Raw genomic sequence first — 12,425 nt, 5'->3', positions numbered from 1 at the left:
GCCGGCGGGTGGTGCCTTTCAGGCCGCCCGCTGCGCCGCCAGTTCGCCGATGATCCACCGGCGGAAGGCGGCCACATGCGGCCGCGTCAGCGCCAGCGGATCGGCGAGCAGCCAGTAGCCCGCCCGCCCCGGCCGCGGCGGACCGAGCACCGGCACCAGCCGCCCCGCCGCGATGTCGGCCGACACCAGCGGCAGCCGCCCGACGGCAACCCCCAGCCCCTGCGCCGCCGCCTCCAGCGCCATGTGGATGGTGTCGAAGCGCTGACCGCGCGCCGTATCGAGCCCGTCGAGCCCGGCCAGCGCCGCCCAGGCGTCCCAGTCCTCGTCCAGCCCCACCACGTGCAGCAGCGACGTGCGCGCCAGGTCGCCGGCGTCGTGAATGCGCCGCGCCACGTCGGGGGCGCAGACGGGCACCAGATCCTCCACCGCCAGGCACACCGCATCTATGCGCCGCCATTCGCCGGTGCCGCGCCGGATGGCGAGGTCGATGCCGTCGCCCGGCAGTTCGGCGGCGCCGCGGGAGGTGTCGAGCATCACCTCGATGTCGGGATGGCGGGCGTTGAAGCGCGGCAGCCGCGGGATCAGCCAGCGCAGGCCGAAGCTGGTGGCGACACTGACGTGCAGCCGCCCGCCCCGCGCCGTGCGGCGGCCCGGCACGCTCTCGCTGGCGCTGGCGAGGCGGCTCAGCGCCTCGCGCACCTGCGGCAGGTAGGCGCGGCCGGCGGCGGTGAGGCTGATGGAGCGGTTGCCGCGCACGAACAGCGCCACGCCCAGCCAGTCCTCCAGGGTCTGGATGCCGTGGCTGACGGCGCTCGGCGTGACGCAAAGCTCCTCCGCGGCCTGCTTGAAGCTCAGGTGGCGGCCGGCCGCCTCGAACAGGCGGAGCGAGTTGAGCGGCGGAAGTCGGTAGGCCATGGGCGGGTCGTCCGGTTCAGTCGTCACACGCGGGGGAGGGAGACACTTCGGTCGGATCGTGATATTACCGACAGGCTGACTGGGTCTTGCGTCGCTCGTCAATCACATTTGAGTCTCGATACACTTGTAAGTGTCCCGGTACACATGGAGGCTGCATGCGTCCGAAAGCGTCCTGGCGCCCCTTCGTCCCCGAGGGTGACGCGCCGCTGGCCGACCGCCTTGCGCAGGCCATCGCCGCCGACATCACGGCCGGGCGATTGGCCGCGGGCGAGCGGCTGCCGGCCCACCGCGACCTCGCCGCCGACATCGGCGTCGCGGTCGGGACGGTGACGCGCGCCTATGCCCTGCTGCAGCGCCGCGGCCTTGTGAGCGGCCGGCGTGGCAGCGGCATGTACGTGGCCGCGGCGCCGGCGGCGCCCGAGGGGCCCATCGACCTGTCGCTCAACTATGCCCCGCCCGGCCTCGCCGCTCGTCAGGTGGCGGCGGCCATGGCGGCGGCGGCGGAGGGCATCGCGGCCGGCGGCTTGGCGTCCTACCCCCTGCCCGCCGGCTGGCCCGGCCACCGCCGCGCCGCCGCCGAGTGGATCACCGACCACCGGCTCGACACCCGTGCCGAGGACGTCCTGCTGTGCCACGGGGCGCAGCATGCCCTGTCGCTGGCGCTCGCCGCCCTCGCCCGCCCCGACGACGTGCTGCTGGCGGAAAGCGCCGTCTACGGCTGCATGTTCAACATCGCCGGCCACGCCCGCCTGCGGCTTTCGGCCGTGCCCATGGACCACGAGGGCGTGACGCCCGACGGCCTCGCGGAAGCCATCCGCCGCACCGGCGCGCGGCTGCTCTACCTGACGCCAGGACCGCAGGTGCCGACCGGCCGGGTCATGGGACTGGCGCGCCGGCAGGAGATCGTCGCCCTGTGCCGCCGCCACGACCTGTGGATCGTCGAGGACGACGTCTACGCCCCCCTCACCGACCGCGCCCTGCCGCCCCTGGCGGCCCTGGCGCCGGAGCGGGTGCTGTGGGTCGGCGGCCTGTCCAAGGTGATCGGCCCGGCGCTGCGGCTCGGGTTCCTGCGGGTGCCGGCGGCGGTGATGCCGCGGGTCGAGCACGTGGTCGCCTCCACCACCCTCACCGGGCCGGTGCTGGCCGGCGCGGTGCTGGAACAGCTCATGGCCGACGGCACCGCCGGCGACCTGACGGCCCTGCTGCGGCGCGAGACGGCGGAGCGGCTCGCGCTGGCCCATCGCCTGCTGCCGCGGTTCGTGCCGGCCGATCATCCGCTCAGCCTGCATGTGTGGCTCGACCTGCCCGACATGGAAGCGGCCGAGCGCCTCACCCGCCGCAGCCTGGAACGGGGCGTGCGGGTGACGCCGCCGGGCGCCACCGTGCTCGCGCCGGAGATGATCGCCGGCGTGCGCCTGTGCCTCGGCAGCGTGCCGACGCAGGCGGCGCTGGCGCAGGCGCTGGAGGCGGTGGCCGAGGCCGCGAGCGCCCGCGAGCCCGCCCTCATGTGACCCCCGCCGGTGCCGGCTGCAGCATGCGGCGCACCGCCTGGAGCAGGGTGACGGTGCCGCGCCGCCGTTCGTCGGCGGCGGCGTCGAAGCCGACCCGGCCGTCGTTGAGCCCGTCGTAGAGCTGCGCCAGCAGGCGGGGGTAATCGGACCCCGCGCCGGCCTCCAGCAGCGCCGGCACCAGGGAGTCCGGCGGCAGCGGCACCGCCCGCACCGGGCGCCCGGACAGCACGGCCACGGCGGCGGCGACGTCCTGCGGCGTCACCTCCTGCGGACCGAGCAGGTCGACGATGCGCATGCCGCGCCAGTCCTCCACCAGCAGCTCCGCCGCGGTGCGTCCGACGTCCTCGGCCGACACAGTCTCCATGGGAGCGTCGAGCGGCATGCGGGCGCTCGGCAGCACGCCCGAGGCCGGCGCGGCGGCCACCATGGGCGCCCAGTTGTCGAGGAAGTCGGCGGCGCGCAGGAAGGCGACGTCGGCGTCGGTGTGGCGCAGGGCGGCCTCGAAGTCGTGCAGGGTGCGCACGACACCGCTGCCGGCCGGCAGGTGCGCCCCGCCCGACGACAGGGCGACCACCCGCCGCACGCCGGAGCGGCGCACCGCCTCCGCCACCGCCCGCGCCATGGCGGCGCAGTCGCCCACCACGTCGTCGGAACCGGGCAGCGGCGGCAGCATGGCATACACGCCCCAGGCGCCCGAGAAGGCGGCGGCGAGCGCGGCGGGGTCGGTCGGGTCGGCGGCGGCGATGTCCACCTCCGGCCCGAACAGGGCGGCGGCGCGGCGGGCATCGCGGCTGATGGCGCGCACCGGCTGGCCGCTGCGGCGCAGGTGGGCGACGGCGGCACGGCCGGTCTGGCCGGTGGCTCCCATGATGGCGAACATGGCGGGTCCTCCTCTCAACGGTGATCCTCCAGCTCTAGCAGCGCAGTTCTGTTGGCGTAAGTACGCACATATTTTATACTGCCCCTCCCCCAGGATCAGGACGGGAGAGGCGCATGAAGGAACCCCCGTGGTGCGGCGTGGCCGCGACGGTCCAGGTGATCGGCGGCAAGTGGAAGCCGACGATCCTGTTCCACCTCAAGGACGGTCCGCGCCGCTTCAACGAGCTGCGCCGGCTGATGCCGCAGATCACCCAGCGCATGCTCACCCTGCAGCTGCGGGCGCTGGAGGACGACGGCATCGTCCTGCGTACGGTGCACGAGACGGTGCCGCCGTGGGTGGAGTACGCCGTCACCGAGCGCGGCATGACGCTCGGCCACATCCTCGACGCCATGGAGGACTGGGGAAACCGCTACGGTCACACGCTGGCAGCCCGCTCGGTGGATGAAGACGGCGACGGCTCCGACGCGACCCCGCCCGGTGGCTGATCCTCCAGCACTTCGGCCAGGAAGCGCCGCAGGGCGCCCTCCGTCCGTGCCGCCGCCAGCGGGCAGTACTGCAACCCGGCCTCCGGCCGGTCGGCGGCGGGGAAGGTGTAGGCGTGCATGGCATGGCCGAAGGCCTGCAGCTGCCAGTCGGCATGGGCGTCGGTCAGCTCGCGCGTGATGGTGAGCACGTCCTGCGGCGGCGCCACCGGATCCTCCCAGCCGTGCAGCAGCAGGATCGATGCGTCGATACGCCCCTGCGGCCCGAGGGCCGGCGGGGTCAGCACCCCGTGGATGCTCACCGCCCCGCGCAGGCCGGGGGCGGCGGCGCGGGCGGCGTCGAGCGCGCAGAGCCCGCCGAAGCACCAGCCCACCACCGCCAGCCGCTCCGGGTCCACCGCCGGATGGCCGCGCACAGCCTCGATGCCCGCCAGCAGGCGGCGGCGCAACAGGCCGCGGTCGTCGAGCAGCGGCGCCATGAGGCGGGTGTTGTCGCCGACCGGATCGCCGCGCACGCCGCGGCCGTAGAGGTCGAGGCACACGGCGACATAGCCGAGCGCCGCCACCGCCGCGGCCTTCTGCCGCATGGGGTCGTTGAGGCCGTCCCAGGCGTGGGTCAGCACCACGCAGGGGCGCCGCACCGCCGGCCCGGTCGCCGGCGGCACGACGATCCAGCCCTCGAAGGGGGCGCCGTCGATCTCGTAGGGAAAACTTCGTCCGGCGCTGTCGGGGCGCGTCATGTCGTCTCCTTGCTCATCTCGGCGTGCAGGGCATCGTCGATCTCCCGCGCCCGCACCGCCGCCGGCCGCTGCTCCACGCGGGCGGCATAGGCGTCCAGCTCCGGCGTGCTGTCCATGAGCCCCGCCTGCGCCGCCCAGCCGACGTAGGACCCGACCAGCACGTCGGCGGCGGAAAACTGCTCGCCGAGGATGTAGGGGCCGGGGACGACGGCGGTCGCCACCGCCCGCTCCATGGCGCCCGGCGGGCCGTATCCCACCATGCGGGCCTTGTCCTCGGGCGGGATCAGGTCGAGGGAGCGGTTGCTGATGGACTGCTCCATCGGCCCGGCGGCGAAGAACATCCAGCGGAAATAGGGGCCGCGCAGCGGGCTGTCCGCCGCCGGGGCGAGCCCCGCCTGCGGGAAGGCGTCGGCCAGGTAGGCGCAGATGGCGGGGGTTTCCGTCACCACCATGCCGCGATGCACCAGCGCCGGCACCTTGCCCATGGGGTTGATCGCCAGGTACTCGGGCGTCTTCATGGGCGGGCCGTAGGGCAGCACCACGGCGCGGTAGGGCTGTCCCACCTCCTCCAGCATCCAGCGCACGACGCGGGCGCGCGAGTAGGGGTTGGTGTAGAAGACGAGGTCGTCGTCGGTCATTACGGGCGCTCCTGTGGGATCACATGGGCCGGCCGCGGCTGACCATCCACGGCATGCCGAAGCGGTCGACCACCATGCCGAAGGCGTAGGCCCAGAAGGTTTCGGCCATGGGCATGGCGATGATGCCCCCCTCCGCCAGCCGCGCAAAGACCTCTTCCGCCTTGCCCGGCTCGGGGAACTCCAGGTGCACGAAGGTGCCCTGCGGCGCCCGGTACATGGCCGGCGGACAATCGGACGCCATGATCGTCTGGTCGCCGACGACGAGCTGCGCGTGCATCACCTTGCCCGCCCACTCCGGCGGCAGGCCCGGCATCTCCGAGCCCGGCGGCGCCTGGTCGTAGGTCAGCACCTCGGCGACGCGGCCGCCGAACAGCTCGGCATAGAGGGTGAAGGCCTCGCGGCAATCGCCCTGGAAGTTCAGGTAGGGGGTGATCTGCATGACGCTCTCCCTGGTGGCCGCGCGCGGGGTCCGACTATCGGGGGCGCGCGGGCGACGGCACAAACGAGCGTTCCTGATGCGCGCATGAGAAAAACTCACCCGCCCGCTTCGTCTCCGCTCTCGACTGGAAGACGAAGGACGGGGGTACTATCCGACAAGGCATCTCGGATTTTTTTTCGTGCGGGACTAAAGTTCCATGATCGGCACCATCGTGAGGCGAGTCATGCAGCAGTATGCGATCCTGTGCTACGACGACGAACGCATCGTCGACGGATGGACGGCGGACGAGGACGCAGCCGTCCTGGCGCGCCTGCACACCGTGCACGAAAAGCTCATCGCCGCCGGCCGGCTGGTCATGACCGCGCGGCTGGACTCCACCGGCACCGCCCGCTCCGTCCGCAAGAGCAAGGAGGCGCCGGTCACCGACGGCCCCTTCGCGGAAACCAAGGAGCAGTTGCTCGGCTTCTACATCATCACCGCCGAGGACGAGGCGGCGGCGGTGGAAGCGGCCCGCGACCTCGCCCGCGCCAGTTCCTCGCCCGGGCAGTACGAGGTGCGGCCGCTGCGGCTGTTCCTGCAACCCGGCGGCACCGGCCCATGACGGAAACCGCCGTCGGCCCGGCGCTGGAGGAGGCGCGGCCGCGCGCCATGGGCGCCCTGCTGCGGGCCCTGCGCGACCTCGACGCCGCCGAGGACGCCTTCCAGACCGCCTGCCTGCGCGCCCTGAAGACCTGGCCGGAGCGCGGCCTGCCGGCCGACCCGGCGGCGTGGCTCATCGTCGCCGGGCGCAACGCCGCCATCGACGCCGCCCGCCGCCTGCAGAAGCAGCAGCCGCTGCCCGACGAGGCGGTGCTGTCGGACCTCGACGACCACGAGGCACGGCTCGCCGAGACCATGGACGCGGCGCGCTACCCCGACGACGTGCTGCGCCTGCTGTTCGTCTGCTGCCACCCGGACCTGCCGCCGGCGCACCAGATCGCGCTGGCGCTGCGCGTCGTCTGCGGCGTCTCCACCGCCCGCATCGCCCGCGCCTTCCTGGTCGGCGAGCGCGCCATGGAACAGCGCCTGACCCGCGCCAAGGCCCGCATCGCCGAGGCCGGCGTCCCCTTCGCCCCGCCCGCCCCCGCGGAGCGGGCGGAACGCCTGGGGGCGGTCCTGGGCATGCTCTACCTGCTGTTCAACGAAGGCTATTCCGCCCCCGACCCGGCCGCCGCCGCCGCGAAGGCGTCGCTGTGCGACGAGGCGCTGCGGCTCGCCCGCCTGCTCATCGGCCTGTTCCCCGACGATGCCGAGCTGGCGGGGCTGACCGCCCTCATGCTGCTGCAGCACGCCCGCACCGCCGCCCGCACCGACAGCGCCGGCGGCCTCGTGCTGCTGGAGGCGCAGGACCGCGCCCGCTGGGACCGCGCCATGATCGCCGAGGGCATCGCCCTGGTGACGCAGGGTCTACGCACCGCCGACGGCGCGCCCGGCACCTACCTGCTGCAGGCCGCCGTCGCCGCCGAACACGCCCGCGCCGCCCGCCCGGCTGACACCGACTGGCGCGCCATCGAGCGGCTCTATGCCCTGATGGAACGGGTGCAGCCGTCGCCGGTGGTGACGCTCAACCGCGCCGTCGCGGTCGCCAAGGTCTCCGGCCCCGCCGCCGCCCTGGCGCTCATCGAGCCGCTGGCCGAGCGGCTGGCCGACTACCTCCACTTCCACGGCGCCCGCGCCGCCCTGCTGGTCGACCTCGGCCGGCGGGACGAGGCACGGGCGTCGCTGCTGCGGGCCCTGGACCTGGCCGACACGCCGGCCGTCGCCGACTACCTCCGCCACCGCCTCGCGTCACTGGATCCGGCGGCTGTGGCGGGGTGAGGACGATGCGAGGGAGGGGAGGCCCTCCCTCGCGCTCCCTCCTGTGGGCGGGGGGTGGCGTCGCTTCCCGTGGCGCGCCGCCCGGCATGCCGCGCCCTCCACCCCCTCCCCCGGCGCGGCGCGCCCTCGCCCACCTCCCCCAGTGTCATGGCCGGACTTGATCCGGCCACCCACGGCGCCCCCGGCGGCTGCCGTGGAGGAAGGCGCCGCGGCACGACGGCCGGCCCTGTGCACGCCGTGGATGGCCGAGTCGGAGCCCGGCCATGACAAGGGTTTGGGATGTCGCACAAGGCCCCCACCAATGTCATGGCCGGACTTGTGAACCGGCCATCCACGGCGCCCCCGGCGACTGCCGTGGAGGAAGGCGCCGCGGCACGACGGCCGACACCGTGCACGCCGTGGAAGGCCGGGTCGGGGCCCGGCCATGACAAGGAGTTGGGATGTCGCACAAGGCCCCCAATGTCATGGCCGGACTTGATCCGGCCATCCACGGCGTCCCCGGCGGCTGCCGTGGAGGAAGGCGCCGCGGCACGACGGCCGGCCCTGTGCACGCCGTGGATGGCCGGGTCGGAGCCCGGCCATGACAAGTGAGAGGCAGCGTCGCCCGGCTTCCCCGCTGCTCACCCCGTCCGGCGTGCGACCGCCCCCTACCCCGCCACACTGGCCCGGGCGGCGTCGCATTCCTCGCAGTCGTCCTCAGGGCCATGCAGGAACACCAGCGGGTCGGCGATGAGCAGCCGCAGCGCCGCCGCCACCACGTCGCGGGAAGCAACGAGCCGGGCCTCCGCCGCCCCCACCCGGCCCTCCGCTTGACGGCCGGCGGTGCGCAAGGGGGCGTCCAGCAGGGCGAAGCGCTCGCAGCAGTGGTCGTTTTCCAGGTAGTCGACGCGCACCGGCCGGCCGTCGCGCAGGACGGTGACGTGGTGCGGGATGCCGTAGGGGACGCCCGCCATCAGCTCCGCCAGATGCACCGTGCTATTCGCATCGTGGCAGACGCCCAGCAACAGCACCTGGCCGTCCAGGTCGTGAACGCGGCCGACCGGGCTCGCCGGGATGTGGGGCGGCAGGGGCAGCTGGTCGCGCAGGACCTCCGCCGCCCGCGGGCCGAGGGCGGCGAAGGAGGCCGGGTGATCGGCCCGCAGCACCCCCGGCAAATGGCGGAATGCCTCGGCGACGACGCCCAAGTCGGGCGTCACCGGGCTGGCGGCCGGGTCGAACACCGCGTCGTCGTCACCCGCCCACGACGGCATGACCAGCGTTCCCCGCGGCCCGATCGCCTGCAGCAGGCCCTCGATCAGCCCCCGCGGCCCGCCCTCCACCGGCCGCACGGCGCGGAAGGAGGAATGCACCAGCAGCACCCCGCCCTGCCGCACGCCGAGCCCCCGCAGGTCGGCGGCGAGGCTGGCGGGCGTGGCGAGGACAGGCGGCATGGCGGCGGGCTCCGGCGGTGGACCAGGGAAGCCGGTCAGGTCGGTGCCGCGCCCGCCCGGAGCAAGCGCGGCACCGGATGAAATCGCCTCACCCGGTCAGCGCGCCAGCAGGCGCGGCAGCCAGGTGGCGATGTCGGGCAGCCAGTAGATCACCAGCATGCCGACGATCTGCAACAGCACGAAGGGCACCACCCCGCGGTAGATGTCGATGGTCCGCACCTCCGGTGGTGCCGCCCCGCGCAGGTAGAACAGCGAGAAGCCGAAGGGCGGCGTCAGGAAGCTGGTCTGCAGGTTGATGGCGATGAGCACCGCCAGCCAGATGGGGTCCATGCCCATGGCGAGCAGCACCGGCACCACGATGGGTAGCACGATCACCGAGATCTCGACGAAGTCCAGGAAGAAGCCGAGCACGAAGACCACCGCCATGACGAACAGCAGCGCGCCCGTCTCGCCACCCGGCATGGCGGTGAGGAACTCCTCCACCCGCGCATCGCCGCCGAGGCCGCGGAACACCAGCGAGAACACCGACGCGCCGATCATCATGGCGAAGATCATGGAGGTGACGAGCGTGGTGGACGCCAGCACCGGCCGCAGCACGCCCACCCGATGGGCCCGCCACAGCGCCACCAGGATGCCCCAGAAGGTGACCACCGTCAGGCCCGCCGCCACCCAGATGCCCGCCTGCTCCACCGCCGAAACCTCGCTGCGGCCGGTGCGCAGGTCGACGAAGGCCGTCAGCCCCAGCATGGCGACGATGGCCGCCGCCGACAGCGCGAAGGGCAGCCACGACCGGCCCGGCATCAACCGCGGCCCGGCCAGCATGAGGGCGCCGACCGCACCGACGGCGGCGGCCTCGGTCGGGGTCGCGATGCCGCCGAGGATGGAGCCCAGCACGGCGACGATGAGCACGATGGGCGGCACCAGCACGCGGCCCAGGTGGCGCAGCACTTCGCCGGTCGTCAGGTCCTCGGCGCGCGGGATGGCCGGCGCCGCCTTCGGCCGCAGCAGGGCGAGGCCGAGCACGAAGGCGATGTATATGGCGACGAGGCAGAGGCCGGGGATCAACGCGGCGGCGAAGACGTCGCCGACCGAGATGGTCTCGATGGTGAACTTGCCCATGGCGAACTGGGCCTGCTGGTAGCCCGACGACATCACCTCCGCCAGGATGATGAGCATGGTCGACGGTGGGATGATCTGGCCAAGCGTGCCGGCCGAGACGATGACGCCGCTCGCCAGCGGCTTGCCGTAGCCATGGCGCAGCATGGCCGGCATGGCAATCAGCGCCATGGTCACCACCGTCGCGCCGACGATGCCGGTGGAGGCAGCCAGCAGCATGCCGACCAGGATCACCGACACGGCGAGGCCGCCGCGCACGCCGCCGAACAGCCGGCCCATCTCCTCCAGCAGTTCCTCGGCGATGCGAGAGCGTTCGAGGATCACGCCCATGAGCACGAAGAGCGGGATGGCGAGCAGGATCTCGTTGGTCATCAGGCTGAACACGCGCTGCCCGAGCGCCGCCAGCAGGTTCATGTTGAAGTGCCCGAGCGCGAGGCCCAGCACGCCGAACAGGATGGCGATGCCCGACAGGGTGAAGACCACCGGATAGCCGAGCAGGATGCCGCCGCACAGGGCGGCGAACATGACGAGGTCGAGGTTGGCCGCGAGCAGGCTCATGACGCCGCGCCCTCCCCGTCCGCGTCGCGGCCGAGCAGGACGGCGAGGTTGCGCAGGGCCATGGCGATGCCCTGCACGATCAGCAGCACGGCGAAGGCCGGGATCAGGCTCTTGAGCAGGAAGGAGGCGGGGATGCCGCCGACCGAAATCGCCCCTTCCATGATCTGCCACGACCGCCGCACGTAAGGCCAGGTGTAGAAGAGGATCACGCCGCAGGTCGGCAGCAGGAAGAAGACCGTGCCGAGCAGGTCCACCACCGCCTTCCGGCGTCGGGTCATGCTGCCGTAGAAGATGTCGACCCGCACGTGCCCGTCGTGCAGCAGGGTATAGCCGGCGCCCAGCATGAACAGGGCGGCATGCAGGTACATCTCCGCTTCCGTCACGAAGATGAAGCTCATGCCGAACACGTAGCGCAGCACGACGATGGCGAACTGGATGAGCATCATGCCGACGGCGAACCACATCACCACCGACCCGACGGCGGCGTTGATGCGGTCCAGCCCGGCACCGATGCGCGAAAGCAGGGCGGCGGCGGCCATGATCCCCCCTCGGCGGTTGGCAGGCATCGGGCGGCGGGGGCCCGATTCGTTTTGTCGGTGGTGACCGCTCGCGGTCACCACCCCTCAGGCGCCGGGCGCGGCCCCTGGCCGCTTGGCTCCCGCGGCAGGAGCCGCGCGGCGCGGTCGCGCCGGCCGGCCTGCGACGAGCACGCTCGCCGCAGGCCGGACACGACTGCGCCGGATCAGGCGGTGGGATAGCTGTAGTTCAGCACCCGCGCCTTGTAGAAGCCGCCGTCGGAATGCGGCATGTACTGGGTCATGAGGGTGCGGTAGGCGAGGAAGCTCTCGACGATGCGCTTCACCAGGTCGTCGGAGTTGTCGCGCAGTTCCGAGACCACCTTGCCCGCCTCGTTGCCGATGGCGACCACCACGTCCTCGGGCAACTCGCGCACCTGCACCCCGTGCTCCTTCACCATCATGGGCAGGGCCTTGGCGTGGTTGGTGTTGTACTCGGTCAGCACCTGGTCGTAGAGCGACTGGCAGGCCAGCTTCACCGCCTGCTTCAGGTCGTCGGGCAGGGCGTTGAAGGCGTCCATGTTGACGCCGCACTCTTCCGCCGACGAGGGCTCGCCGATGCAGGGGGTGTAGTAGTTCTTGGCGACCTGGTAGAAGCCGAGCGCGCTGTCGGTCCACGGGCCGATGAACTCGCCGGCGTCGAGCGTGCCCGACTGCAGGGCCTGGAACATCTCCGCCCCGCCCATGGCCTGCACCGCCATGCCGAGACGCGACAGCACCTCGCTGTTGAGGCCGGTGGTGCGGAAGCGCAGGCCGCGCAGGTCGTCCACCGACGTGATCTCGTTGCGGAACCAGCCGAAGAACTGGGCGCCCGAGTTGCCGCACAGGAACGGCTTGATGTTGAAGCGGGCGTACATCTCGTCATAGAGCGCCTGGCCGCCGCCGTGGTTCATCCAGCCCGACTGCTCGATGGCCGTCAGGCCGAAGGGCTGCGAGCCGAACAGCAGGAAGCCGATGGACTTGGAGCCCCAATAGGCCGGCACCGAGTGATACAGCTGCGCCGTGCCCTCGGACACGGCGTCGAACACGCCGCGGCCCGGGACCAGCTCGCCCGCCGACGACACCTTCACCTCGAGCCGGCCGCCCGACAGCGCCGTGATGCGCTCCGCCAGCATGTTGGCGGCGACGCCCGGCCCCGGCAGGTTGCGCGGCCAACTGGTGACCATGGTCCACTGCTCGCGGCCCTGGGCGATGGCCGGGGCGGCCAGACCGGCGACGGCGGCCGCGCCGGCCATGCCGGTTCCGGCGCTCTTCAGAAACGTCCTGCGATCCATGTGCCAAAAC

General features: G+C 72.8%; 13 protein-coding genes. 4 read left to right on the top strand and 9 right to left on the bottom strand.

The window, feature by feature from the left end; translation table 11 throughout:
• Positions 1-18: 18 nt before the first annotated feature.
• Positions 19-915, bottom strand: coding sequence for a transcriptional regulator GcvA (gene gcvA / locus CRP50_RS22190; protein WP_097281391.1), 897 nt, complete (start codon positions 913-915; stop codon positions 19-21).
• A 155-nt stretch (positions 916-1,070) separates the two neighbouring features.
• On the opposite strand from gcvA, the gene CRP50_RS22185 reads away from it, so the two are divergent.
• Complete coding sequence (locus CRP50_RS22185) at positions 1,071-2,426, top strand: PLP-dependent aminotransferase family protein (RefSeq protein ID WP_097281390.1); 1,356 nt, start codon at positions 1,071-1,073, stop codon at positions 2,424-2,426.
• Here the strand turns inward: CRP50_RS22185 and CRP50_RS22180 are convergent.
• The gene (locus tag CRP50_RS22180; protein ID WP_097281389.1) at positions 2,419-3,306 is read right to left on the bottom strand and encodes an NAD(P)H-binding protein; all 888 of its coding nucleotides are present in this window, start codon (positions 3,304-3,306) and stop codon (positions 2,419-2,421) included. The genes CRP50_RS22185 and CRP50_RS22180 overlap by 8 nt on opposite strands.
• 113 nt (positions 3,307-3,419) lie before the next feature.
• Here CRP50_RS22180 and CRP50_RS22175 point away from each other — a divergent pair, with 113 nt between their 5' ends.
• On the top strand, positions 3,420-3,791 hold the full coding sequence (locus CRP50_RS22175) for a winged helix-turn-helix transcriptional regulator (protein ID WP_097281388.1): 372 nt from the start codon (positions 3,420-3,422) through the stop codon (positions 3,789-3,791).
• Here the strand turns inward: CRP50_RS22175 and CRP50_RS22170 are convergent.
• The 3 genes from CRP50_RS22170 to CRP50_RS22160 are packed head-to-tail and all read right to left on the bottom strand — an operon-like array spanning position 3,722 to position 5,605.
• The gene (locus tag CRP50_RS22170) at positions 3,722-4,528 is read right to left on the bottom strand and encodes a dienelactone hydrolase family protein (RefSeq protein WP_097281387.1); all 807 of its coding nucleotides are present in this window, start codon (positions 4,526-4,528) and stop codon (positions 3,722-3,724) included. The genes CRP50_RS22175 and CRP50_RS22170 overlap by 70 nt on opposite strands.
• A complete protein-coding gene (locus CRP50_RS22165; protein ID WP_097281386.1) occupies positions 4,525-5,166 on the bottom strand; it encodes a glutathione S-transferase family protein in 642 nt (213 codons plus the stop codon). The genes CRP50_RS22170 and CRP50_RS22165 overlap by 4 nt, the downstream gene beginning before the upstream one ends.
• A gap of 19 nt (positions 5,167-5,185) precedes the next feature.
• Positions 5,186-5,605: a VOC family protein gene (locus CRP50_RS22160; protein WP_097281385.1), complete on the bottom strand. Its 420-nt coding sequence runs from the start codon at positions 5,603-5,605 to the stop codon at positions 5,186-5,188.
• A 196-nt stretch (positions 5,606-5,801) separates the two neighbouring features.
• Here CRP50_RS22160 and CRP50_RS22155 point away from each other — a divergent pair, with 196 nt between their 5' ends.
• Positions 5,802-6,206 carry a YciI family protein gene (locus CRP50_RS22155; RefSeq protein WP_217992109.1) on the top strand — a complete coding sequence of 135 codons (405 nt, stop codon included), beginning with the start codon at positions 5,802-5,804 and terminating at the stop codon, positions 6,204-6,206.
• The gene (locus tag CRP50_RS22150; protein ID WP_097281384.1) at positions 6,203-7,462 is read left to right on the top strand and encodes an RNA polymerase sigma factor; all 1,260 of its coding nucleotides are present in this window, start codon (positions 6,203-6,205) and stop codon (positions 7,460-7,462) included. Before CRP50_RS22155 ends, CRP50_RS22150 begins: the two co-directional genes overlap by 4 nt.
• A 647-nt stretch (positions 7,463-8,109) precedes the next feature.
• Here CRP50_RS22150 and CRP50_RS22145 read toward each other — a convergent pair.
• From CRP50_RS22145 to CRP50_RS22130, 4 genes are all read right to left on the bottom strand, one after another.
• A complete protein-coding gene (locus tag CRP50_RS22145; protein WP_097281383.1) occupies positions 8,110-8,892 on the bottom strand; it encodes an AAC(3) family N-acetyltransferase in 783 nt (260 codons plus the stop codon).
• Positions 8,893-8,988: 96 nt separating this feature from the next.
• Positions 8,989-10,566, bottom strand: a complete 1,578-nt coding sequence (locus tag CRP50_RS22140) for a TRAP transporter large permease (RefSeq protein WP_097281382.1) — start codon at positions 10,564-10,566, stop codon at positions 8,989-8,991.
• Complete coding sequence (locus CRP50_RS22135; RefSeq protein ID WP_097281381.1) at positions 10,563-11,105, bottom strand: TRAP transporter small permease subunit; 543 nt, start codon at positions 11,103-11,105, stop codon at positions 10,563-10,565. Before CRP50_RS22135 ends, CRP50_RS22140 begins: the two co-directional genes overlap by 4 nt.
• Positions 11,106-11,308: 203 nt before the next feature.
• A complete protein-coding gene (locus CRP50_RS22130) occupies positions 11,309-12,415 on the bottom strand; it encodes a TRAP transporter substrate-binding protein (RefSeq protein WP_097281380.1) in 1,107 nt (368 codons plus the stop codon).
• Positions 12,416-12,425: the final 10 nt, after the last annotated feature.

Source organism: Caenispirillum bisanense (assembly GCF_900230255.1).
GTDB lineage: Bacteria > Pseudomonadota > Alphaproteobacteria > Rhodospirillales > Rhodospirillaceae > Caenispirillum > Caenispirillum bisanense_A.
The sequence above is the reverse complement of the archived record's forward strand: the minus strand, read 5'-3'. Positions and strand labels throughout refer to the sequence as shown.

Coding starts and splice junctions, on each gene's coding strand:
- CRP50_RS22135 (WP_097281381.1), bottom strand. CDS start 11,105: ATGGCCGCCGCCGCCCTGCTTTCGCGCATCGGTGCCGGGCTGGACCGC.
- CRP50_RS22145 (WP_097281383.1), bottom strand. CDS start 8,892: ATGCCGCCTGTCCTCGCCACGCCCGCCAGCCTCGCCGCCGACCTGCGG.
- CRP50_RS22155 (WP_217992109.1), top strand. CDS start 5,802: ATGATCGGCACCATCGTGAGGCGAGTCATGCAGCAGTATGCGATCCTG.
- CRP50_RS22185 (WP_097281390.1), top strand. CDS start 1,071: ATGCGTCCGAAAGCGTCCTGGCGCCCCTTCGTCCCCGAGGGTGACGCG.
- CRP50_RS22170 (WP_097281387.1), bottom strand. CDS start 4,528: ATGACGCGCCCCGACAGCGCCGGACGAAGTTTTCCCTACGAGATCGAC.
- CRP50_RS22160 (WP_097281385.1), bottom strand. CDS start 5,605: ATGCAGATCACCCCCTACCTGAACTTCCAGGGCGATTGCCGCGAGGCC.
- CRP50_RS22140 (WP_097281382.1), bottom strand. CDS start 10,566: ATGAGCCTGCTCGCGGCCAACCTCGACCTCGTCATGTTCGCCGCCCTG.
- gcvA (WP_097281391.1), bottom strand. CDS start 915: ATGGCCTACCGACTTCCGCCGCTCAACTCGCTCCGCCTGTTCGAGGCG.
- CRP50_RS22130 (WP_097281380.1), bottom strand. CDS start 12,415: ATGGATCGCAGGACGTTTCTGAAGAGCGCCGGAACCGGCATGGCCGGC.
- CRP50_RS22175 (WP_097281388.1), top strand. CDS start 3,420: ATGAAGGAACCCCCGTGGTGCGGCGTGGCCGCGACGGTCCAGGTGATC.
- CRP50_RS22150 (WP_097281384.1), top strand. CDS start 6,203: ATGACGGAAACCGCCGTCGGCCCGGCGCTGGAGGAGGCGCGGCCGCGC.
- CRP50_RS22165 (WP_097281386.1), bottom strand. CDS start 5,166: ATGACCGACGACGACCTCGTCTTCTACACCAACCCCTACTCGCGCGCC.
- CRP50_RS22180 (WP_097281389.1), bottom strand. CDS start 3,306: ATGTTCGCCATCATGGGAGCCACCGGCCAGACCGGCCGTGCCGCCGTC.